Source organism: Labrenzia sp. THAF187b (genome assembly GCF_009363375.1).
GTDB lineage: Bacteria > Pseudomonadota > Alphaproteobacteria > Rhizobiales > Stappiaceae > Roseibium > Roseibium algicola.
This window is the reverse complement of sequence record NZ_CP045344.1, coordinates 4,280,002-4,302,201: the sequence shown is the minus strand read 5'-3', so window position 1 is coordinate 4,302,201 and position 22,200 is coordinate 4,280,002. Positions and strand designations below refer to the sequence as shown.

At 57.2% G+C, this 22,200-nt stretch carries 27 protein-coding genes; 8 read left to right on the top strand and 19 right to left on the bottom strand.

The genetic code is table 11. The features are described from left to right. Positions 1-85: 85 nt before the first annotated feature. From FIV03_RS19870 to FIV03_RS19850, 5 genes are all read right to left on the bottom strand, one after another. A complete protein-coding gene (locus FIV03_RS19870; protein ID WP_324251974.1) occupies positions 86-859 on the bottom strand; it encodes a winged helix-turn-helix domain-containing protein in 774 nt (257 codons plus the stop codon). Positions 860-1,187: 328 nt separating this feature from the next. Continuing rightward, on the bottom strand, positions 1,188-2,534 hold the full coding sequence (locus FIV03_RS19865; protein WP_152510707.1) for a FliI/YscN family ATPase: 1,347 nt from the start codon (positions 2,532-2,534) through the stop codon (positions 1,188-1,190). Beyond that, positions 2,503-3,294 (bottom strand): hypothetical protein, encoded by a 792-nt coding sequence (locus FIV03_RS19860; RefSeq protein WP_152510706.1) that lies wholly within the window; start codon positions 3,292-3,294, stop codon positions 2,503-2,505. Before FIV03_RS19860 ends, FIV03_RS19865 begins: the two co-directional genes overlap by 32 nt. Then, on the bottom strand, positions 3,291-4,022 hold the full coding sequence (gene flgF / locus FIV03_RS19855; RefSeq protein WP_022998533.1) for a flagellar basal-body rod protein FlgF: 732 nt from the start codon (positions 4,020-4,022) through the stop codon (positions 3,291-3,293). The genes FIV03_RS19860 and flgF overlap by 4 nt, the downstream gene beginning before the upstream one ends. Before the next feature lie 3 nt (positions 4,023-4,025). Then, positions 4,026-4,814 (bottom strand): DUF1217 domain-containing protein, encoded by a 789-nt coding sequence (locus tag FIV03_RS19850; protein WP_022998532.1) that lies wholly within the window; start codon positions 4,812-4,814, stop codon positions 4,026-4,028. Between the two features lie 186 nt (positions 4,815-5,000). On the opposite strand from FIV03_RS19850, the gene motA reads away from it, so the two are divergent. The 8 genes from motA to FIV03_RS19810 all read left to right on the top strand — a co-directional run bounded on the left by motA (position 5,001) and on the right by FIV03_RS19810 (position 11,021). Beyond that, positions 5,001-5,897: a flagellar motor stator protein MotA gene (gene motA, locus FIV03_RS19845; RefSeq protein ID WP_022998531.1), complete on the top strand. Its 897-nt coding sequence runs from the start codon at positions 5,001-5,003 to the stop codon at positions 5,895-5,897. Positions 5,898-5,900: 3 nt separating this feature from the next. Beyond that, positions 5,901-6,860 carry a FliM/FliN family flagellar motor switch protein gene (locus FIV03_RS19840; RefSeq protein WP_006934597.1) on the top strand — a complete coding sequence of 320 codons (960 nt, stop codon included), beginning with the start codon at positions 5,901-5,903 and terminating at the stop codon, positions 6,858-6,860. After that, positions 6,841-7,410, top strand: a complete 570-nt coding sequence (locus FIV03_RS19835) for a hypothetical protein (RefSeq protein WP_152510705.1) — start codon at positions 6,841-6,843, stop codon at positions 7,408-7,410. Before FIV03_RS19840 ends, FIV03_RS19835 begins: the two co-directional genes overlap by 20 nt. After that, on the top strand, positions 7,410-7,802 hold the full coding sequence (fliN, locus tag FIV03_RS19830) for a flagellar motor switch protein FliN (protein ID WP_152510704.1): 393 nt from the start codon (positions 7,410-7,412) through the stop codon (positions 7,800-7,802). Before FIV03_RS19835 ends, fliN begins: the two co-directional genes overlap by 1 nt. A 69-nt stretch (positions 7,803-7,871) precedes the next feature. Then, positions 7,872-8,936 (top strand): flagellar motor switch protein FliG, encoded by a 1,065-nt coding sequence (locus tag FIV03_RS19825; protein ID WP_022998527.1) that lies wholly within the window; start codon positions 7,872-7,874, stop codon positions 8,934-8,936. 52 nt (positions 8,937-8,988) lie between these two features. Next, positions 8,989-10,062, top strand: coding sequence for a flagellar biosynthesis protein FlhB (gene flhB / locus FIV03_RS19820; protein WP_152510703.1), 1,074 nt, complete (start codon positions 8,989-8,991; stop codon positions 10,060-10,062). Between the two features lie 25 nt (positions 10,063-10,087). Beyond that, positions 10,088-10,534, top strand: coding sequence for a hypothetical protein (locus FIV03_RS19815; protein ID WP_209009718.1), 447 nt, complete (start codon positions 10,088-10,090; stop codon positions 10,532-10,534). 229 nt (positions 10,535-10,763) lie between these two features. Next, a complete protein-coding gene (locus FIV03_RS19810; protein ID WP_152510701.1) occupies positions 10,764-11,021 on the top strand; it encodes a hypothetical protein in 258 nt (85 codons plus the stop codon). Between the two features lie 67 nt (positions 11,022-11,088). On the opposite strand, the gene FIV03_RS19805 is transcribed toward FIV03_RS19810, so the two are convergent. The 14 genes from FIV03_RS19805 to FIV03_RS19740 form a co-directional block, all read right to left on the bottom strand. Further along, positions 11,089-11,283, bottom strand: coding sequence for a hypothetical protein (locus tag FIV03_RS19805; RefSeq protein WP_152510700.1), 195 nt, complete (start codon positions 11,281-11,283; stop codon positions 11,089-11,091). Between the two features lie 200 nt (positions 11,284-11,483). Further along, entirely contained in the window at positions 11,484-11,939 is a 456-nt protein-coding gene (locus FIV03_RS19800; RefSeq protein ID WP_022998522.1) for a hypothetical protein, read from the bottom strand. After that, a complete protein-coding gene (locus tag FIV03_RS19795; RefSeq protein ID WP_022998521.1) occupies positions 11,936-12,364 on the bottom strand; it encodes a hypothetical protein in 429 nt (142 codons plus the stop codon). The genes FIV03_RS19800 and FIV03_RS19795 overlap by 4 nt, the downstream gene beginning before the upstream one ends. Beyond that, complete coding sequence (locus FIV03_RS19790) at positions 12,364-12,786, bottom strand: rod-binding protein (protein ID WP_031268441.1); 423 nt, start codon at positions 12,784-12,786, stop codon at positions 12,364-12,366. Before FIV03_RS19790 ends, FIV03_RS19795 begins: the two co-directional genes overlap by 1 nt. Positions 12,787-12,965: 179 nt before the next feature. Then, positions 12,966-13,346 carry a hypothetical protein gene (locus tag FIV03_RS19785; protein WP_055656561.1) on the bottom strand — a complete coding sequence of 127 codons (381 nt, stop codon included), beginning with the start codon at positions 13,344-13,346 and terminating at the stop codon, positions 12,966-12,968. A 30-nt stretch (positions 13,347-13,376) separates the two neighbouring features. Further along, positions 13,377-14,153, bottom strand: a complete 777-nt coding sequence (fliR, locus tag FIV03_RS19780; protein ID WP_022998518.1) for a flagellar biosynthesis protein FliR — start codon at positions 14,151-14,153, stop codon at positions 13,377-13,379. Next, complete coding sequence (gene flhA / locus FIV03_RS19775) at positions 14,150-16,240, bottom strand: flagellar biosynthesis protein FlhA (protein WP_152510699.1); 2,091 nt, start codon at positions 16,238-16,240, stop codon at positions 14,150-14,152. The genes fliR and flhA overlap by 4 nt, the downstream gene beginning before the upstream one ends. 385 nt (positions 16,241-16,625) lie before the next feature. Continuing rightward, the gene (fliQ, locus tag FIV03_RS19770) at positions 16,626-16,892 is read right to left on the bottom strand and encodes a flagellar biosynthesis protein FliQ (RefSeq protein WP_022998516.1); all 267 of its coding nucleotides are present in this window, start codon (positions 16,890-16,892) and stop codon (positions 16,626-16,628) included. Between the two features lie 14 nt (positions 16,893-16,906). Further along, complete coding sequence (flgD, locus tag FIV03_RS19765) at positions 16,907-17,302, bottom strand: flagellar hook assembly protein FlgD (protein WP_022998515.1); 396 nt, start codon at positions 17,300-17,302, stop codon at positions 16,907-16,909. An 11-nt stretch (positions 17,303-17,313) separates the two neighbouring features. Next, on the bottom strand, positions 17,314-17,787 hold the full coding sequence (gene flbT / locus FIV03_RS19760) for a flagellar biosynthesis repressor FlbT (RefSeq protein ID WP_022998514.1): 474 nt from the start codon (positions 17,785-17,787) through the stop codon (positions 17,314-17,316). 4 nt (positions 17,788-17,791) lie between these two features. Next, complete coding sequence (flaF, locus tag FIV03_RS19755) at positions 17,792-18,142, bottom strand: flagellar biosynthesis regulator FlaF (RefSeq protein ID WP_022998513.1); 351 nt, start codon at positions 18,140-18,142, stop codon at positions 17,792-17,794. 51 nt (positions 18,143-18,193) lie between these two features. Beyond that, positions 18,194-19,240: a flagellar hook-associated family protein gene (locus FIV03_RS19750; protein ID WP_152510698.1), complete on the bottom strand. Its 1,047-nt coding sequence runs from the start codon at positions 19,238-19,240 to the stop codon at positions 18,194-18,196. 5 nt (positions 19,241-19,245) lie between these two features. Then, the gene (gene flgK, locus FIV03_RS19745; RefSeq protein ID WP_152510697.1) at positions 19,246-20,736 is read right to left on the bottom strand and encodes a flagellar hook-associated protein FlgK; all 1,491 of its coding nucleotides are present in this window, start codon (positions 20,734-20,736) and stop codon (positions 19,246-19,248) included. A 33-nt stretch (positions 20,737-20,769) separates the two neighbouring features. Beyond that, on the bottom strand, positions 20,770-22,044 hold the full coding sequence (locus tag FIV03_RS19740) for a flagellar hook protein FlgE (protein WP_022998510.1): 1,275 nt from the start codon (positions 22,042-22,044) through the stop codon (positions 20,770-20,772). Positions 22,045-22,200 lie beyond the last annotated feature (156 nt).

Sequence of the window (22,200 nt, the reverse complement as noted above, 5' to 3'; positions counted from 1 at the left end):
CAAAACTTTCATACCAGTCCGCTCGATCGTTGCCATTGCAAATTATTGTTCCTTGCAAGGTCTTCATATTCAGAGCTTATTCCGATCAGGCATTGACCACTGACAAAAACGGCTTGTTGGTGGTGCGGGTGTCAACCGGAACCTCTACAGCGTGTGCGGTTGCTGGCGAGGCCTGAACCTGCCGACGGGTATCTGCAACCTTCTGCTTGGTGGCCGTGGCGTCCTTCAGCATGTAGCCGATGTAACGCGTCGACTCGATTGCATCGTAGCCAAGCTTTTTCCGCAATTTCTTGCGCAGCTTGGAAATGTGGCTTTCCACGACACATTCATCCACGCCGTCGTTCATGACGCCGTAAACAGCATTGAAGATCTGTGTCTTGGTGACACGCCGCCCCTTGTTCTTGACGAGATATTCAAGAATGCGGCGTTCCCGGCGCGGCAGTTCCATGACGTCCCCACCGACGACTGGATCGCGACCGTCGAAGAAGACTTCAATGGCACCGGTGCCTGCTGAATTGTTCCGGGAAGTGATCCGGCGGCGGAAAGCTCCGACGCGGGCAATGATTTCCCGAACGTGAACCGGCTTCTTCAGAACATCGTCCATACCTGCGGAAAACAGGTCGAGCGTGCTCTCAAGGTTGGCGGTATCTTCCAGAGCCACGATCTGAGCTTCCGGACACCGGCTGCGGATCGATGCAACGTAGCCGCATCTTTCTTCACACTCTCCCAGAAGGATGGCGTCAACCGAGCCCAGATCCTGGGCACAGGTGATTTCCAGCCAGTCAAGAAGTTCCGATGGATGAAGTTCCAGGGAGGCATAGCCTTCCCGGTCGAATGCCGAGGCATAGCCTGCGGTCACTATCTCTCTTGAGTCTACGATTATGAACATATCAGCCCCTTGGATTTTACCAATGTAGAATCCGTAATTTTGGAGCTTCACAAGGTCAACGTTTCTTCCCTAACTCGACAACTATTTCAGAATTTATAGTGGGGGAAGTTCTTATATCCACATAGAAAACTAAATAAAAAATCACGGACATTACCAATAAACTGAGAGAAAAATTTATTAAAATGCCGGGGACCGCGTTTTTCCGCAATCCTTAATAAGATGTAACACTGATATATACAAAAATCGCCGCCAGACAAGGCGGCAATTTCGTATTTATACTAGAGATGTGGAAAATGGTTTACGTATCGGCAGCTAAAGCCTGAGCCAGGTCTGCGAAGGGATCGGAGGGAGCCAGCTGGTCTGCGCGCTGTCTCAGCGCTTCGTAAATCTTGGGCACAAGTCTGCAGGCCTTTTCCAGTTTTTCGTCGCCCGCAGTCTGGAAACCGCCCATCAGGCGGAGATCCTTCGTATCTTCATAGTAGGATATCAGCCCCTTGATCCGATGGATAAGTTCCTGCTGATCCTGTGTCCAGGCCCGGTCGGCAAGCCGCGAGGTGGATTTCAATACGCTGACTGGCGGATAGTGGCCGGCCTCGGCAATCTGACGATCCAGAACGATGTGTCCGTCCAGAAGGCCACGAATGGCATCGGAAACCGGATCGTTGTGGTCGTCACCGTCAACGAGAACGGAAAAGATCCCTGTGATTGAGCCCTCGCCGCTGCTTCCGGGTCCGGCGCGTTCGATGAGGCGGGCAAGATCAGCAAAGACGCTTGGCGGAAACCCGCGGGCGACAGGAGGTTCCCCAGCCGCCAGAGCCACATCCCGTGCAGCATGGGCAAATCGGGTGGCGGAATCCAGAATGAGCAGCACCTTGTGACCTTGCGCACGAAAGTACTCGGCAACGCTCATGGCCGTCTTGGGCGCAAGCCGGCGCTGCATGGCGCTTTCATCGCCAGTCGAGGCGACAACAACGGAATGCGCCAAGGTCTCGCCCAGGATGTCATCAATGAACTCGCGCACTTCGCGGCCGCGTTCGCCAACGAGACCGACTACTACCGTGTCAAAGTCCCCAAACCCGGCCAGCATGCCGAGAAGTGTGGACTTGCCAACGCCGGACCCCGCAAAAACGCCGACACGCTGACCGACGCACAGTGGCGTGAAGAGATCGATCACCCGCACACCGGTTCGAACGCCTTCGGAAATCTTGCTTCGGTTCATCGCCGGCGGTGGTGCGCGGTCAAGAAGAAACGCTTCCACACCATGGGCAAGCGGCCCTGCCCCATCGATCGGTTCGCCGAGCGCATTCACGATCCGGCCGCGCCAGCTCATGTCCGGATGAATGGCAAGTCCGCCCATGACCGAAGCAACGCTGCCGATGCCAATGTCGGTCACGCGCTCCAATGGCTTGATTACCACGTCCTTCTGGTCCAGCCGGATGATTTCGCCCTGCCGGATGCCAGCTCGCCCCTCGAACTGCACCAGGTCGCCCAGGCAAACCACGCGGGAAAGACCGGAGACGCGAATGGATTCGGAAGAAACCTGGGTCACACGTCCGCTGAGTTTCACGGGCCCGATCTCAGTTTCCAGGGCCGCCAAAGACGCGGAGATTTGATCAAGTGCGTTCAGATACGGAGCGTTCGGCATGGCGTTCCTGAAGAGCTTTCAAGACATCGAGAGGCAGATGGTTGGATTTGTGCGAAGCGAGACGGTCAAGCCCCTGCTGGTCAGGCATTACCGGCCCCGATGGCGTGGCGCTGTCCGGCATGTCGAGATAGGAAACGGATGAGGCATTACCCGAAAAAGACTTGTCGGGTGATGTCATTGTTTCCCCATCCGGCCCGGGAGCAGCACCAGTGCTGTTGATGAGATCGACAAGAGCGGTAGGCGGAGCGTCCTTGCGACCAGCCGATGCCACGGTTTCACCAAGTACGGCTGTGGCAGCAGCCTTATCGGCTTCGGATGCGGTTGGCTCAACAACAGGCTTGCGCACCGGCACAGGAACATCGCTTGCTGGCGCAGATTCGCCGACAGGAGCCGCTTCCGCAACTTCGACGGGCTGTGCCGTGACATTTTCTTGACTGCTGTTCAGGCGATCGCCGACTTCGTTATAGGCGAGCATGGCTCCCAGCCCGACCGGCCCGCCGAGTGCGAAGCCGTATAGAGCATTGCCGGCCTTGCGGGCGTTGTCGGAAATCTCGTCGTTCGTTACCGATCGATAGAGTTCCGCAATCCCCGGAATATGCTGCAAGGGATTGATCACGTCGATGAAGTCACCGAAGCTGAAGGCAGATTTTTCAGCCTTGGGCGAAACCCCGGGCCGCGTTGCCTTGACGGGCGAACCATCCATGACAGCATTGAGGTCCATCGGCTTGCCCACCGCCTGTGTTGCATCCACCGCCGTCATGAGGTTGCCCCCAGTTCGCGAATGGCCTTCTCCTGACTTTCATTACTGGTATCGATCATCTTCGTCGCGCTCTCAAAGGCGCGCGAGATCATGATCATCTTGGTCATTTCCCGGACGGGATTGATATTCGAGCCTTCGACATATCCCTGGCGAACACCGTTTGTGTCATAGGTCTGCACGGGAATAACCGGCTTGTCGGGAATGACCGCCGAGTTTTCAGCACGCGTGAGCTGGGCATCGTCGGGGATCAGGAACAAACCGACCTGGCCGACAATTCCAACGTCGCCCTGGGAAATCTCGCCCGACTGCGTGATCAAGGGTGTCCCGGCATCCGGATCGAGTGCAATCGGCTGCCCGCCTGCTCCCAGGATCTGTTGTCCGGTCAAGGTACGCAAGGTTCCGTCATTGCCGATCTGCAAGCGCCCGTCCCGGGTATAGGACAGGTTGCCGTTTACATCGCGAATTGCAAACCAGGCTTCGCCTTCCACTGCGAGATCAAGGGGATTGTCGGTCTTGTTCAGACTGCCGTACTGCCGGGAAATGTATTTCTCGCCACCGGTGGAGAAACTGACCTTGTCCTGCGCTGCCTTTGAGACGAGCTCTGCGAACTTGACCTCGTCTGCCCGGTAGCCGGCTGTGTTCATGTTGGCAACGTTTCTGGCAACCGTTTCCAGCCGGTTCGAAAGTGCAACCTGCGCAGATAGCGCAACATAAAGTGCGGATTCCATGGATCAAAAGCCTCCGAGGCGGAAATTCTGGATGCTTGCCAACAGTCCCTCGCCCATCTGGATAACCCCTCGGCCGTTGCCATAAAGAGCAAGTGTTGGCGACATGTTGCCGGACGGGCCGTTGGAAAGGTCATAGAGAGCCGAGAACCGGTTGAGGAATTTCGCCAGGTAGTCCGCATCTCCGAACTTGCTGAAATCCAGACGTTCTTCCAGGTAGGCTGCCTGCTTGTCGATGTCGGTCATCGCAAATTCTTGCGGCAGGCCAAGGGAAGTATAAACAGCCTCGGCAAGTGCGCGGTCGGCCAGAACATCGTACGCGTTGGTGATATCGGGCGCACGGCGTTCGAAGTAGAGTGCCAGACGGACACCCTGGTTTTGTTCACCCTCGCGCACTTCCAGTGTCTGCCGATGATACTTCTGTACAATCGCGTCCTGCGTCCGGGCAAAAGAAGTCGTCGTTTCGCCATACCGCTTGAAATTGAAGGTTTCAGCAAAATTCTTGTACTTGGTATCGGCCAGCTGATTGGCGAAAGCGCCACGTTCGTCCGTGCCTTCTTCCAGCACTTTCCGAATGAACGCCTTCGCGTAGATCATGTCCTCCAGACCCATGGCAGTCATCGCGTAGTTGAAGATGCGATCATCAGCCAGGAATTCGTCGATGGACTTAATATTGCGGATGTTCTCGCGATAGTACTCGGTCTGACGTTCGACCATAGGGTCCGCGGCGACCGTCTTCAGCGAGCGTTCCATATTGGTTCTGACCAGTTGAACCTGGCTCAATGTATTGATCATGGATCTATCCCCATTGCGGGCCCATGGCGGGCAGGCTTTCGGGGAACACTCACTCGCAAACCTTACGCCAGGCTGACGGCCCGGAGATGATTTTCAAAAGGCTTTCACGCGTCAGCTTCAGGCAAGTCTCGGCCGCTAGCGTCCTCCCAATCAGAGTTGCAATCCACACCAGTTGGGAGCTGTTAGGTGACTATTCTTATCGGCCTGATCATAGCAGGCGCGTCCCTTATAGGCGGCTTTGCCGCACTCGGAGGCAAGGTCTCCGTCCTCTGGCAGCCGTGGGAGCTCGTCATTATTCTTGGCGTCGCTATCGGTGCTTTTGTCGTTGCCAATCCAATGAAGGTAATCAGGGGAACCCTGGTTGCCGTGTCGGATGCGCTGCGCAACGCAGTTCCCAACAAGCGGGAATATCTCGACGTTCTGGCACTTCTCTACGGCCTGATGCGTGAGTTGCGCGCCAAGGGGCGTAACCAGGTCGAGCCGCACATCGAAGACCCGAATACTTCTCCGATTTTCCAGAAGTATCCGTCGGTCCTGCGCAATGCCAGCCTGACAACCTTCATCTGCGACTATTTCCGGCTGATCATCGTGGGAAATGCCCGTGCTCACGAAATCGAAGCGCTGGTCGACGAAGAACTTCACACGATCCACCGCGACCAGATGAAGCCGTACCATGCCATGAGCAGCATCGCTGATGCATTGCCTGCCATCGGCATCATCGCGGCCGTGCTCGGTGTCATCAAGGCGATGGGCGCAATCGACCAGTCTCCTCAGCTGCTGGGCAGCCTGATTGGTGCGGCACTCGTGGGCACGTTTGTCGGCATCTTCTTCTCGTACTCGCTGTTCGGCCCGATCGCCTCCAAGATCCGAAACGTCCGCGAGTCCCGCCTTCGTACCTACATCGTCGTCAAGCAGACCCTGCTTGCCTTCATGAACGGCGCCGATCCGCAGATCGCCCTGGAACATGGCCGCAAGACCATTTCCGACTACGACCGTCCAACCATCGACGAAGTTGAAAACGAGACGATGAGTGCCGGTGGCGCTGGTGCCGACAACGTCCAGGACCTGCAGGGAGCCGCCTAAGCCATGATCGAAGCAGCGACCGCAAGCTCCAATGCTTCCAGCTCCGAACGCGCGATGATCGCCGACAGACTGCTGGATGCCGCCGGAATTTCCGTTGACCGCCTGCCGATGCTTCCGGTGGTGTTCGACCGCATGGCCCGCCTGATGGCCGACGCCATGCGCCAGAAGTCCCCCTCACCGTCCTACATCTCGGTGAGCTACGTTGAAAACAACCGCATCGGCGACGTACTCGACGAGTTCGAATCCAATGCTCTGGTGGCCGTGCTTTATTCTCCGGAATGGGATGCCCGTGTACTCGTCGGCTTCGACCGGGACTTCATCTTCACACTGGTGGATGTCCTCTTCGGTGCTGACGGGACCGAGCCTCCCATCGACGACGAGCGCCCCTTCTCGAACATCGAAACGCGGATCGCGCGCACCATGTTCGAGGTAGCTGCCAAGGCACTGGCCGAAAGCTTTGCCCCGATTGCCGAAACAACGCTGAAGATCGAGCGCATTGAAAGCCGCATGGACTTTGCGGTGGTCGGCCGGCGGAACAACCCGGCCGTGGTGGCTCGCCTGCTGCAACAGGCAATCGGGCGCGGCGGCGAAGTGTTCATCGTCATGCCGCACTCGACACTCAACCCGCTGCGGCAGCGCCTTTCCCAGGTTCTGTCCGGCGAGATGTCGAGCCGCGACAAACAGTGGACCCAGCATTTCCACAACGAGATCCAGCGCACCGAAGTCAAGCTGGAAGCCATTCTCGAAGAACGTGAAATGTCGCTCGGCGACCTCGCAAACCTCCGGGTCGGACAGGTCATCGAACTTCAGGCGACAGCCCGCTCTCCGGTCACACTCGCCTGCAACGACCAGCCCGTCTTCACCTGCCAGCTTGGACAGTTGAACGGATCCTACACGTTGCAGATCGATGAGCTCATCCATGAGGAAGAAAAGGATCTGTTCGATGATCTCCGCAATCGTTGATGGCGTTCTCCTGCTCGCGCTGGTCGCGACCACGGTCCGGATGCTTTCCATGCACCGGGAGCTGCGCCGACTGGGCAGCTACCATGATGACTACCAGCGTATCTTCGATCAGACCGCCCTCGCGCTCGACGGCATCGAGGTCTCGATCCAGGAGATCAACGTCAAGGGTGCCCAGATCCTCAATGCGCTCGGCAACCGGATGGACGATGCGCGGGAGCTGATCGCGGAAATCGACGGTCTGACCCGTGAGGCAAAGCGCCAGCAGTCCGTGTTGCGCGCGGAGCTGAAGGAGCTTTCCAAGGCAACCGCCGTCCTGCATGACCCGAAACGCTTTGCGCCTGTTCGCGACGACATCGACATCTTCGCCGAAGACACGGCAGGCGAGCAGGCAGCTGGCGTTGCCGGTTCCGCTCAGTCCGGCGGGCGCAAGGAAACGACCATTCATCGCGGCCAGGTCCATCAACAGGCGCCGACACGCGTCCACCGTATCGACAATTCGCTGCAAAGCCCGTTCCGCACGGTCTCCATGAACCAGAAGGATAAGATGTAATGTCCGAAACAATCATCGATCACATCGACGCTGAAAAAGGCCCGAAAACCCGCCCGGCCGATGCCGCGAGTTTCGCCAAGGTGGAATCGCCGGAAAAGAACCAGAATGGCGATACCATCGGCGACGACCGAAATCTCGACACCATCCTCGGCATTCCCGTCAACATCCAGGTGGTTCTCGGATCTGCGACCATGCTGGTTTCCAACCTGCTGAAACTCGGTCGCGGCGCAGTTATTCCACTCAATCATCGTGTCGGCGAACCGATCGACATCGTGGTCAACGGCCGCGTCATCGCCCGCGGAGAAGTCGTGGTCGTGGAAGACGACAACTCGCGCTTCGGCGTTTCGCTGACGGAGATCATCAGCGCCCAGGCCGGCGGTCTGGACATCTGAGGTCGGATTTTTCCGGCCTCACCTTCTCCGGTTTGCCCAAGGCTGTTTCCTTAGGATTGAAGTGACAAAATGATGAATTCCGCCAACGCTGCCGCAGCAACCGCTGCAAACCTGGCCAAGCCGCCTGCGCCGCCTGCCCGCCGAATGAACGGTACACAACGCGTAGCCGCTCTGCTGCTGTCGCTGGGCAAGACGAGTTCGCAGAAACTGCTCCGGCATTTCGATCAGGAAGAAATCCGGATGATCACCGTCTCCGCGGCTCAGCTCGGCACGGTGGCATCGGAAGAGCTTGACCGGTTGGCCGAAGAATTCATCGAGCAGTTCTCCCATGGCACGACGCTTTATGGTTCGGCCAACGAAGTGGAGAAAATGCTGGAAGGTGTCCTGCCGGACGATCAGCTTGCAGACATCATGTCGGACGTGCTTGGTAACTCCAACCGGTCCATCTGGGACCGGTTGACCACGGTTTCCGAAACGGTGTTCGCAAACTATCTCCTGAAGGAACACCCGCAAACCGCAGCGCTGATCCTGACAAAGATAAAGCCGAGTGCAGCAGCAAAGGTTCTCGGCCAGATCAATAACCAGACGCGCAACTCTCTTGTCCGGCGCATGCTGTCGATCAAGGCGGTTGTGCCGGAAATCATGCGCGACGTCGAAAAGACCATGCATGAGGATTTCATGCTCAACCTGTCGGGCACCCTGGAAGCAGATTCCCATGCTCGCATGGCGGACATTCTCAACAAGATGGACCGCGAGCACATGGAAGACGCTCTGGAGAACCTGAACGAGGTGAAACCGAAAACCGCAGAACTTCTGAAAGGTCTGCTCTTCACCTTCGACGACATCACCAATCTCAACGCCCGGACCCGCATGGCGATTTTCGATCAGATCCCGACGGACCGGATCGTGCTGGCCCTGAAGGGAACCAATGCCCAGTTCCGGGAAGTGATCCTGTCATCGCTGACATCCCGCGCACGTCGTATCGCCGAACACGAACTTGCTGCCGGCGAACCGGCCGCTCAGCGCGACGTTCTGGATGCCCGCAGTGCGATCACCAACCTCGCGCTGGAAATGGCATCGCGTGGTGAAATCGAGCTGAATCCGAAGCAGGACGAAGGCGCATTCTTTGCGTGATCGTCTTTGCAAGCGGTTCGACGTGATCTGAGCCTGAACACCGGGTGGCTGGATGTCGGAAGAAGACAAGGATTCAAAAACAGAGGAACCGACCGAGAAAAAGATCAGCGATGCCATAGAAAAGGGCAACACCCCGGTCTCACGGGAAGCCCCCGTTCTGGCAACATTTATCGCGACACTCTTGATCGGCAGTTTCGTTGTTACATCGGCATCGAGTCAGCTCGTGCAAACGCTGACGCATCTTCTGGACCTTTCGGGAGGAGTGGATCTTGGAAACAGCGCCGACGCATTGTTGCTCACCCATGCGGTGTCGATCGAGGTCATGGTCTTCCTCGCCCCGATTGTCGCACTGCTTGCCGTGTCCGGTCTTGCGTCCGCCTTTTTGCAGAACACGCCCAGCATCGTTTTTCACCGCATCAAGCCGGATGCCTCCAAGCTCTCGCTGGCGAAGGGCTGGAGCCGCATATTCGGAGCCCAGGGCCTTGTGGAGTTCCTCAAGGCAGTCTTCAAGTTCTCCACGGTCAGTGCCATCGTCTATGGCCAGTTCCGGGCGAATGAAGCGGAACTGATCAACGCCATGTTCACAGATCCAAGCGCACTTCCCGAAGCGATCCTTCAGATATCGATGAAGCTGATCGCCGGCGTCTGCATCGTTACCATTCTACTGGTTACAGTCGACATTCTCTGGTCGCGCTCACACTGGCGCAAGAACCTGCGCATGAGCAAGCAGGAGATCAAGGACGAGCACAAGCAGATGGAAGGCGACCCGATCGTCAAGGCCCGGCAACGCTCGCTCGCACGCGACCGGGCACGAAACCGCATGATGTCAGCCGTGCCGCAAGCAACCCTCATTGTTGCCAATCCGACACACTTCGCTGTTGCCTTGCGTTACGACGGGGACCAAAACCCTGCCCCGGTTGTTGTAGCTAAAGGACAGGATCTGATTGCGCTGAAGATCAGGGAGATCGCCGAGGCGAACAATATTCCCGTGATCGAGGACCGGCAACTTGCACGGTCCCTCTACGCCGCTACAGAAGTTGAAAGGATGATCCCGCCGGAATTCTACAGAGCAGTTGCGGAAATCATTTGCTACGTGTACTCACGCCAGACCAAAACTGCTGTATAATTTAATGTATTTGGAGGTCCGGGGAATGCACGATATGCCTGAAGGCAACGGCACGAAACCGTCGCCACTGGAATGCGACCGGCAGCGCCAGGAAGCAATTGCCTCTGCTCTGACCGATTTTATCGAAGATCTGAAACTGGTCGATGTGGTCGACTTTGTTGCCTATATCCGAACAGACCAGCACGGCAATATCGACGAATTGATCAAGACATCGGCCGAGCTCTTCTTCAAGGAAGGCTCCTTGCGCTATTCCATGGCCGCACAGGCAGATGTCGAGTGGGAAACCACCCCGCGCATTTCCCTGGATCTCGAATTTTTCAACAAGGGTGTCTGGATCTATTTTACCGCTGTCCTCGCCTGGCCGGACAATGCAGTCAACGTTTCCTATGTCGAAGTTCCTGACGCCGGTGGTAACAAGACAAAAGAAACGGAACTGCTGCTTGAGGCCTTGAAGGACGCCCGGTTGCGGTAGTTCGGTCTCAGGCATCCCAAATCATTTCCGGTTGGTCAGGCAGCTCGTTCGCACAGATACGAGCGACGTGCCGGCCTGCAATTTCGCCTGATACAGCGGCAACTTACCGAAATTCGCCAACGTGCTTCAATTCTGCCAGCCTAACACCATATGCTGTTAGGCCTGTCGCGCGTTTCGGGTCTTACGGACCTGGAAACTACCTGCAACTGAAACCAGAGAAACGGCGCGTATGAAAAAAATCCAGATCCCGGAGGATCCCGCCCACATGGTGACTGCAATCGTCGCCTATGCCGGGATTGCCAAACGTCTGCACGTGGAGCTCTCAAATCGGCCGATGGGTACAGAAGTGGATCTGGAAGCCATCAAGGCTGACTTGATTGCCGAAGCAAAAAGAGCGGTGCCTCATGGAGATTTCGCCAAAGACGAAATCGGTGTCTACAAGACCATCTTCCAGGCTATCGACACGATTTTCGATGCTGATGGCTGAAATCGGCATTCACTAAATGGCGCGAAACAAACGCCGCGAATTTATATTGACCTGCTAACGCTCCAATTCACTCTCCCAGAAGTGTCGACAAGCGCTCCATGATTTCGTGCAGGCTTTTTCCGGTTAGCAGCATTTCTCTCGCCTGCTCACAGTCTTCAACATCGGAATAAAGCAGGATTTCAACCGCGTTTTCCAAAACCTGGATATCATCGGAAGTCAGATCGATTGAGCCACGACTGCTCGATACCGTTATCGTCTTCATGGGCCTATCCTCCAAACCGCGCCAGGCAAAGTAGCGCACTCGGCGCTCGGTCTATTGCGTAGGTTTTCCAAACAGTCCTGTTCCATCAAGCACAAAACAGGCCGCGGTGAGGATCAAAAAAAAGCGCCCAGCCGAAACTGAGCGCCAATTGCCTGGGAGGCGGCAGAAGAAGTTTTTCAGTACAAGATCAGGATCAGCGGCTAGTGCGTGATCACATCTTCCTTGTCGAAATAGTTGAATTCCTCCACCAGGACGTCGTGCACCACGGGCCGGCCGAGACGCGCGTTGGTGGTTTTCTTGAGACGTTCGGTGAAAGCCTCCAGGTCGTAACGTTCCAGGCTACGGAAATCGAGGGTTTCGTCCGAATAGAGTACCCGGAAGGCTTCATCCACCAGGAAAGGGTGTGGCGGCACAGGCAGGCGGCGCAATGTATCGCCATCCGCTGTGAAGACCATCTTGATCACCACATATCCCTGCAGCGTGCCATCAAACAGGATCGGCACGTTGACCGGGTTCACGGTCTCATAATCCAGCCCCACAAACGCCGGCTCATCGTCGCCGACCCTTTTCTGGGCTGCCAGATACTGCGTGGTGCCGTAACCGGACGCCAGCATGGTGGCAGACATCCAGAGGCCGGCAACGAGGGTCTTGATCATCGAGCCCTCTCCGGAAACGGTGCCTGATACGTGCCGTCGGATTCATAGTCGATCATGGTTCTGGACATCATGCCGACAACTTCCGTCACCGCATTCATGTGCAGTTGCAACAGGCCGACATTCTCGTCGAGCACTTCCTTGAATTCGGCGATGTCTTCGCGCAACTCCTCGGAATAGAACGCCGGCGGCACGAGTGTCCGGGCCCTGGACAGGTCAAGCAAAGCCTGGCTCTTGCCGTATTCGAAGATCTTCAGGTCCGCTGTCGGGTTTGCACGAAGCGCCCGGGTTTCCTCGCGCACAGCGCCGATTGCTCGGCGAACGGCGACCACCAGCGGCATGGACCGCACCGGATCGGGGGTGAATTCCTGAAGTGCGAGATCGGTCACGGCAACGTCCTGAAAGTCAACATCGTTGGCAGCGTCCATCAGGCTTTAACTCCCTTTTCAAGCGTATCTGAAATCAGGCCGGCAATACCGACACCGCCACTGGCGGCAAGCTGGTTTGCGACCTGTTCGGCAAGCATCGATTTCCAGATTTCCCCGGCGGTTCCGGACCCGAAGACCGCTTCGGAGTCATCCGGAAGCATTGTTTCGACGAACTGGCTGAGGATCATCGCCTCGAATTTCTCCGCAGGAGATTTTTGGGACGGTCCTTCGTAATTGGCGGTTCGAAAACTGCCTTCAGTGGCTCCTGCCCGGTTCGTCGCACCGGCATAGGCAAGTGCAAAGCCATCTCCCGAACCACCAGCGGAAATGGACCTGAGACGGTTCGTGGCGTCGGCAAGGTTCACCGGATCGGCAGCCTTGGACACATCCAGGATCAGATCTGAAGGAGGCGAAATCGCCATGCTGGGCTCCTCGAAAAACATAAGGTGCAAACAAGGCCCGGCAGGCGACAGGGCAAGGCAAGCAATACACTTGAACCGAACCTTGTTTGCATCCTCAGGAATAGCCTGCGCAGCTTGCGGGAGGCTTGCGTCTTCTTACTGGACCGCGACGAATATGCCCCGTTCACGCCAAGTGGCTTTCACCCGTATCTGCGGTCGAGCAGATCCATCAGGTCCCGTTCTTCTTCAGCACGCTGTTCCTCCCCACGCATCCTGGCGAGACGTTCAGCCATGAGTTTCAGCATCAACCGCTGGCGATCATATTCGGAGTTCACCTTTGCGCGCGCTTCGCTGAGCCGTGACATCTCCTCGATGATACGTCTCAGCCGCTCGGCAGCGTTGGCGATAAACCTGTCGTGCTGTGCCAGATCGCCATTCGAAAGGGCCAGCAGAATGCGTCTTTCCTTTTCGTTCAGCTGATAGACCTGAGCGTCAAGCTTCTGAAGTAGCCAGGATGAAAACAGGAATATCTGCTTCTGCATCCGGAACAAACGTTCAATATCCTGACTTTTTCTTGCCATGGAACAGGAACCTTTCACGGTCAGGATTGCCTAACCTATCTGGAGCCAAGTGAAGTAGCCGTCGAGGAAGATCATGATGGCCTCCGCGATGACGAGATAAAGAAAGTAGAGACCACCCGCGATCACGAACGGCATGGAGATGAAGTAGACCGGGATCTGCGGTGTCAGCTTGTTGACGAGGCCGACGGCAAAGTTCACAACGACCGTGTAGACGATGAACGGGCTGCACACCCGCAATGCCAGGATGAAGGTCCGGCCCAATTGCTCGGCAAACTGCTCAAGGCTTGTCACGGCCGCCAGCGGCTGCCCGACCGGGATCGCTTCATAGGAGGCTGCCAGCCCGCGCAGAATTTCCCAGTGCTGGTTGGTGATGAACACCATCGCCGTTGCCGTCACCGTGAAAAGGTTTGCGACAGGCGGCAGGGAATCCACGCCATCGATCGGCATGCCTGGCATGTTCGACAGGCCGATTGCCATGGACACCAACGTCGTCAAAGTCTCCAGAGCCGCCAGAAAGATGCGTCCCAGAAAACCGATGAAGGCTCCGGTCAGCAACTCTGCCCCGATGAAGCCGGCAACAGTGCCGAGCTGCTCATCCGGCAAGGACGCCTGTACGCCTGGCGCCAACAGAGGCGACAAGGCCAACGCGACGGAAAGCGCGATGAACAGGCGAACATGCACAGGCACACGGTTGCTGCCGAACCCCGGGATCACCATCAGGCAGGCTCCTATCCGGCAGAACAACAGGAAGACCGCCAGAAGCAGCGACGAGCTGAAGGTGCTGAAAAAGAGACCGCCGGAAATCACGAGACGCTTCCAAGCGCTGAAACATCCACTCCGCGTGCGATTTCAAGATGCGACAGCACCGGCAAGGTCGGGAACATGCGCTCCACGATCATGCGTACATATGGCCGGGCATCAGGTGCCGCTACCACCGCGAAGCGGCTGCCGTCCTTCATGTGTTTCTTGACGGCGTCGGACATCTGCGTGCCGAATTCCTCCACCAGTTGCGGCTCGATGTCGAACTCGATGACGTCGCCCTTCCCGTCCCGTTTCAGGGCATTGTGGAAGGCTAGATCCCATCGGTTTCCGAGACGCAGCACTTTCAGAGAGCCGCCTTCTGCAAGGTCGCCGCAAATCTGCTGGGCGATGCGCATTCGAACGTGCTCCACCACCTGCTCCGATCTGCGGACGTGTGGAACGATCTCGGCAACGGCTTCCAGGATCAGGTTGAGATTCCGGATCGAAACCCGTTCCGCCAATAGAAGCTTGAGCACCGCTTGCAGTCCGGAGAAAGACGTGTGCGCCGGACAGATATCGTCGAGAAGCTTCTGGTACTCCGGGTCCAGCCTGTCGAACAGCTTGCGCATATCCTTGTAGGACAAGAGCTGCGGCAGGTTGTTGCGGATCACTTCGCTCAAATGCGTGAGGATGACCGTGATGTTTTCGGCCGGCGTCATGCCGCGGCGCTTGAGTTCGTCCTTGTACGCAGGCGGCACCCAGTAGGCTGGCATCCCGAATGCAGGCTCACGCGTCTGGTCAGCCGGTACCGGCAGTGCCTCGTCATTGTTCGGAATGACCAGCAGTTCACCCACTTTCAGATGCTGCGAGGCGATGATGGTGCCGTGGATCTTGATCTGGTAGCTCTTCGGATCAAGCGTCAGACTGTCGGTAACCCGAATGTCGGGCACGACAAAACCATACTGCTCGGCAAACTTCCGGCGCATCTTCGCAACGCGGCGAGACAGTTCACCGGTTCGCGTCAGCAGTTCGGCGGAGAGCTGCTTGCCAAGAACCAGTTCGACCTCAGCCGACTTTAGCGTTTCCTTGACGGAGTCCTTTTCCTCAAGCTTTGCCTGTTCCTCCGCTGCGCGTTTCTTGTCGTCCTCGACCTTTTTCGCCGCTGCCAAGCGCCGCGGAATGGCATAACCGATAAAGCCCATCAGCATCGCCAGCAGCAGGAACGGCAACATGGGCAGGCCCGGCATCAACGCGAAGATGGCCATCAGGATCGCTGCCACGAACAGGGCACGCGGATAGCCGCCAAGCTGGCCGAGAACAGCCTTGTCGGTCGACCCCCTGGTGCCGCCCTTGGACACCAGCAGACCAGCCGCCAGTGAAACGATCAGCGCCGGGATCTGAGAGACGAGGCCATCGCCGACGGAGAGCTTGGTGAAAACGTCTGCCGCGTTGGAAACCGTCATGTCATAGCGGGTCACGCCAATGACGATGCCGCCAAGGATGTTCACAGCCGTAATGATAAGGCCGGCAATCGCGTCGCCGCGAACGAATTTGGAGGCACCGTCCATCGCGCCGAAAAAGGAGCTTTCCTCTTCCAGTTCCTTGCGCCGACGCTGTGCTTCCTTGTCATCGATAAGTCCTGCGGAAAGATCCGCATCGATCGCCATCTGCTTGCCCGGGATCGCGTCCAGAGTGAAGCGTGCGCCGACTTCCGCAATACGGGTTGCGCCCTTGGTGATGACCATGAAGTTGACGATGACCAGGATCGCAAAAACAATCAGACCGATGACAAAGTCACCGCTCATCACGAATTGCGAAAAGCCGTTGATCACATAGCCTGCCGCATTCAGCCCTTCGTGGCCGTTGGCAAGGATCATGCGCGTTGTCGAGATATTGAGCGACAGCCGCAGCATGGTGGCGATCAGCAAGATCGTCGGGAAAGACGAGAAATCGAGCGGACGCTGGATCCAGAGCGAAACCATCAGGATCAAGACCGACAGCGCGATCGACATGGCCAGGCCGATATCGATCAGGAATGTCGGTATTGGCAGAAAAAGAACGGCCAGGATTAGGACGATGCCTATGGCAAAGCCGACGTCGCGGCGGCTGTCCGGCGCATTGCCGGCAGCCGGCGAAAGGGAGGTGTCTGTCATGCCTTCTCTCTGCTGCAGGTCTGATACCTGGCAACCTCGCCCGTGAAGCTTGCGCGAGGCTTTTTTGAAGAAGGATTTCAGGAGGGAAGTTCGGGAAAGGTTGAGTGCTCTGACCGACGATGGTCACTCCACGCTCCGAAGGGAGCCGCGGTCGCACTTGAAGCAAATCGTGGTTCAAGGAGAAATGGATACTAGAAACGCATCTACCTTGTCATCCCGGCAAAGGCCTGGATCCATTGGCTACATACGCCAAGGTGAAATGTTTCGCCGACAACGCAAAGTACCTGATCCCGGCTTACAGCTTTCGATGCAAATCAGGACGACAAATAAATTCAGGACCACGACTGCACCTGAAACCAAGCAAGCGCAATGCTGCAGACCGTCGCTAGAACCCCGTTTCGATCCGATTGTAGATCAGGGTCGTCAACGAGTAGATCTGGCCGCCGATGAAAGGTCCGGCGACCACGATCATGACCAGAATCGCCACGATCTTCGGAATGAAGGTAAGGGTGATTTCCTGAACCTGGGTCAAGGCCTGCAGCAACGCAATTCCGATACCGACAATCATCGCCGGTACGATCGCTGGGGCAGATCCGACGAGGATCGTCCAGATTGCAGTCCGGACCAGGTCCAGGGCATCAACTTCATTCATGTCATTCCATCCGCTCAGGAAATGGTTACACCCGGTCCAAGCAGAACACCCTGACCGTTGTCGAGCGCGAGCACGGTGCCGTCGGAATAGACTTCAACCTTTTCCACGACACCCGTCGTGCCGTTGGCGTCGGTCACGGTCCGCCCGATCAGATCATCTACCTGACCGAACGAAAGGTTGGTCAGAAGCGTTTCCAGCTTGGCGTTGGTCTGAATAGACTGCTCAACTTGGCTGAAGCTTGCGAGCTGCGCGAGCTGTTCGGACGCGTCCATGGGATTGGTCGGATCCTGGTTCTGCATCTGAGCCATCATCAGATGCAGGAACGTGTCGTAGTCGACAGTCAGCTGCTTCTGCGCGGATGCAGTCGAGGCAGCACCCTGGGTGGCGCTGACGCCTTCAACACTGGTCATCTAATCACTCCTTAAACAACGGCCAGCCGGGGGCCGTACTGAAAATTTTCTCTTGGCGCCGGCCGGGGCGCGGTCTGCCGGGTCTCCTGCGCGCGCCGGTTCTTTTCAGCCAGCATCAGGCTTGCCTCCAGCGGATAGAGCGCACGCACAACCTTCATTGCCTCGAACCACCGATCCGTTTTTGCCAGCTCCTCGACCTTGTCGAGATGCATCAGCACCTCCTTGTTCGAGAACGCCGACTTCACGGAACCAAGCACGAGATGGAACATGTCCTGAACCGCACCAGCGGCTGCCGGATCGATGATCATGGTCTGGAGAATGAAGTAGAGCTGGCGAAGCGGCGTCGTCGCCTCTTCTGGCTGAAGCACATGGGCTTCCAGCAGGAATACGGCATCATTCAGCAGTTCGATGTTGGTTTTCCGTTCGGCCCGGATCACCGCACCGTTGATGAACAGGCGTTCGCCCGCTTTCAAACCGATTTTCATGAGTTTAACCGTCCAGGCTGTCACGGATGATGGAATTGATCTGGATGATGTCGGAGAAATCCTCCTGCTCCCACTGGCGCAAGGATTCGACCTCTTTCAGGACCCAGATGCCGACAGAGATCAGATTGGCTCTCGTTTCGATCGGCAATTCGTTGGCGTCGTCCGCCAGGTGTTCCAGGAAGTAGCTCCACAGGCGCCGTGTGTAGAACAGCGCGTCGACGGCTTCGGGAGACTTGACGCCGCGCTCCTGGGCGACGTTGAGCTTGCCGATAACGATCGACATTGCCTCATGTTCGTTGAGCCGCTGGTCAGAGCAAAGATCGTCCATAACCTCAGCGTAAGACAGATTGTACATGGGCCCTCTCAAGGTTGGGTTTGATACGAAAAATCAGACATTCGGCCACGATCACAGGTAGTTGAGAATGCTCAGACCCTGCATGCGGGCCGTGACCGCATAGGTGGTCTCAAGCTGTGTCAGAGCCGTGTTGAGACGCACCGACGTTTCCTCCAGATTGACGTTTTCAAGGTCGTTGATGCGCCGGTTCAGGATGTCGGTTTGAACCTTCAACCGTTCACTCGCCAGCTTGACCTGCTCCTGCACATTGCCGAGCTTGCCCATCTGGCTGGTGACATCGGCAATACCAGTGCCGAGCTTCTCGATCGCCTTGTTGACCACGACCTTCCAGGTTTCGGGATCAAGGTCCTCGTTACCGAGGTCGGACATCATCGTGTAGGCCGCGGCCAGGTCTCTGAAGGCCTGCTCGTTTGCGCTGACGGAACTGGAAACCGTTTCACTCGCCGAAATGCGGCTGACCATCACGTTGCTGGACGCACTCGACCAGGACGTGCCCCAGGCCGGGTTCTGGAACATCGTCTCGAAGGCACCGTTCAGATAAGTGGACATTGCCGCAGGTGTGATGCCTGAAACGCCCGGGTTGGATTGCGCCATCCCGAACTCGGTCATGAACGCTGCATCGGCGGCCAATTTGTTCGCAGACGTCGGATCGGAATAGTCCGCGAAGGGTTCCTGATCCGTATTGATGCCGGCAAAGACGAAATTGCCGTTGAGCTGGGTGTTCAGACGGGACGACAGAAGCTCCAGATTGCCGACGGCATCCGCCTTGACGATATCCGAACTGCCGTTGTTCTCGCGCAGGGCTACAAGGGTCGCCAGAAAGTCCTGTGCATCCGTCAGAATGTCGCCCATTGCCGCCTGGCTGACATCGAGCCGCGACGCGGTAAGCGCGTTGGTATCCATGATGCCATTGAGAAAATGAAACTCGGACCGAAGCGACACGCTTTCGCCGGTCTTTGTCCCAAGATCCAGGCCGACGTCGTATTTACGGCCGGAGGACAGCTCGATGCTGAGCTTCTGCACGAGGCTGGACTGGTTCTGGATCTGCCGACGAGACGCATCGGCGAGTGTGATCGTGGAGATATAGGTGGTTTTCATAACTGTTACCTCGCCGCAGCCAGAAGGTCTTCCAGCATGCCGTCGACGGCGCTGATGAGCCGTGTCGCTGCTGAGTAGGATCGCTCGATTTCCAGTAGCAGCGTCATTTCTTCGTCGATGTTGACGCCTGTCTTGTTGTTGAGGTTTTCAGCCGTCCGACTGAGAATGACGGTCTGCACCTCGACATTGCTCGTCATGGTCTTTCGACCGGCTTCCAGCCAGCTGACGGACGAAGCGGCAAAGCCGGACAGCGTATCGGTCGGATCGAGTTCCACGCCGCTGTCGAAAACGGTGTCCTTGTCAAAGGCGGAAACCAGTTCCTGCAAACGGTCGGAGAACCCGGCAGCGCCGGACGGGTTGTAGTTGTAGTTGGGATCGAACGGATCGGAGATGCCGCCGTCGCGCAACCTGTCCAGGTCGCCGCCCTGATCCGGATCGGCGTTGGCATTGACGACAATTTCCGCAGCAAGCCCGGTAATATGGGTGCCGGATGCAGGCACCGCCGGTGCACCGGACCAAGTAAACAGGCCAGCCTGATTCGGATTGCCGCCACCGCTCTGATCGCTTTCGGCGAAGGCTTCGATCAGACCACGCGCGATTTCGTCGAGCTGGCTCTGATAGGTTACCGCTACTTCGTCGCGCAGTTCAGCAAGTCCTTGCAGCCTGCCGGACTTGATCTCCATGAGTGCGCCCGGTCCCGCCACGGGAACGCCGTCCACCATCACGGAATTACCCGTGGTAGCAGCACCATAAACAATGGTCGGCTCGAAGGTGACCGCTCTGGCCTTGGTTTCAAACAGCGTCACGCCGCTGTCCGTGTAGACCACAATATCGCCATTGCTGCGGTTCAGCGTGGTAATGCCGATTTCCTCGGACAGCTTGAGCAGAACCTGGTCGCGGCTGTCGTGGGCATCGGTGACATCAGCCCCCGATTGCGTTCCCCGCACGATAACCGAGTTGAGATCTTCGAGTTGTTTCAACAGCGTGTTGATCTCACGCACGGAGGTCGCCATGTCCGCATCCGCATTGGTGCGCACATCCTGCACCAGTGCCGTCCCGGACTGGAGCGTCTGCACCATGTCCTTGGAGGCCTGCAGAACGTCCTGAGCCTGGATCGCGTTGCTGGGGTCGGAAGCATAGTTTTGAAGCGACAGCTTCAGCGCACCGAGCTTTGCCGCAGCGGACATGTGGTTCTGGGTATCGCCTGTGGTCTCAGCGAGACGGGTAAGGCCCGCCAGGACCGCTTCCTGGGAGGATCCAGTGGAGGTGGAGGACAGGAGCGACGAATACAGCGCGCTGTCCGTCACCCGGCCGATACCGTCGACCTTGAGGCCGCCGGCCTGACCGGTGTCGGTGTAGGTCTGGCTCAACAGAACGGATTTGCGCGAGTAGCCGGGGTCCTGAGCCCCGGCAATGTTTCGCGAAACCACGGAGGATTCTGTCTGCCTTGCGGCCAGCGCGGACTGGGCGACTTTGAGGGCTACAGACAAACTCATGACAATAACTTTCCGATTGGCGGGTGAGCCGTGTTAGCGGACCAGGTTGACGAGCTGCTCGAGCAGGTCGGAACCGGCCTTGAACACCTGGGAATTGGCCGTGTAGGTGCGCTGGGATTCGATCATCGAGGTGAGCTCGTTGCCGAGATCGACGTTGGAGTCCTCAAGACCACCAACCTTGATGCTGCCCAGGCCGCCCTCGCCCGCAAAACCGACCCGGACATCACCGGAATCGAAGGAGGTGCTGTAGACGTTGCCGGATTTGTTGGAGAGCCTGTCCGGGCTCGGTACATCCGCCAGCGGGATCTTGTAGATCGCCCGGCGGTCACCGTTGGTGTAGATGGCAAACAGAGTGCCGTCGTCAGAGAACTCGACGTTCTTCACCGCACTCGGTGCGTTCCCGTCCGCATCAACGTTGGTGACCGTGAAATCGGCATTCAGGTAGGTCGACTGATCAAGGTCCAGGTCGAAGGTACCACCGTTGGGAACCGCGATATTGATTGCGGTCGCGCTGGCACCGGTGAGATTGCCTGTGGTGACGTCGAAGGTCAGCGTCTGGGTATTCAATGCCGGAGCAGTATAGGGAAACCCGCCGCCGGGTGCGGCATCCGCCGCGTTGTAGATCGAGACTTCCCAGTCACTGTCTGCAGCCGTTTCCGTGACCTTGGAGTAATAGACGTCCAGTTTCACCTCGTTGCCGAGGTTGTCGTACACGATCATGGAAGTTTTGTGGGAATAGCTCGCGGTCGCTGCGTTGGCAGACGGCAGATCCGCCGCCGGTACAATCGCCGCGTCTTCACTCACGTTCACGCGCAGGAACGCTTCGCTGGTGGGAGTGGCTTCCAGCTGGTTCTGGGTGATGTTGATCCGCTCCAGACCACCAAGACCGTTGGCAACGGTTGTTGGCGCGGTGTTGCCCGTGATCGGATAACCCTGGAGATAATAGCCGGCCGTATTCAGGAGATAGCCATCTCCATCCGGAACGAAGTGACCGGCGCGGGTCAGAAAGCTTTCACCTGCCTCGTTGCCGACAACAAAGAAGCCGTTGCCATCCACCGCAAGATCAAGCTTCGACGTGGTGAAGCTGATGTTTCCCTGCTTGGAAACCTGGTACTGGGTGTGCGCCTCGACGCCGCCGGAGTTGAACGAGCCAGCCCCTTGCGAAACGACCAGTGAGGAAAATTCCGACTGGGCGCGTTTATAGCCAGTCGTACTCGAGTTCATAATGTTTTCGGCAACTGTGCCGAGCTTGCTCGACTGCGCGTTCATGCCGGAAACGCCGGTTCGCATAACTCCGAAAAGGCCCATGACAGGTCTCCTGTGTCCAAATCAACTGGAGACAGTCAAACCGACCTAACTTGCGCGAAGCTGTTGCGAGAAAATAATTATTCTTTCCATTCAGATACTTAATTATGTAAAAATTTATCTATCAAACAAAACGAAAGCACCGGTCAAGCTGTCCGG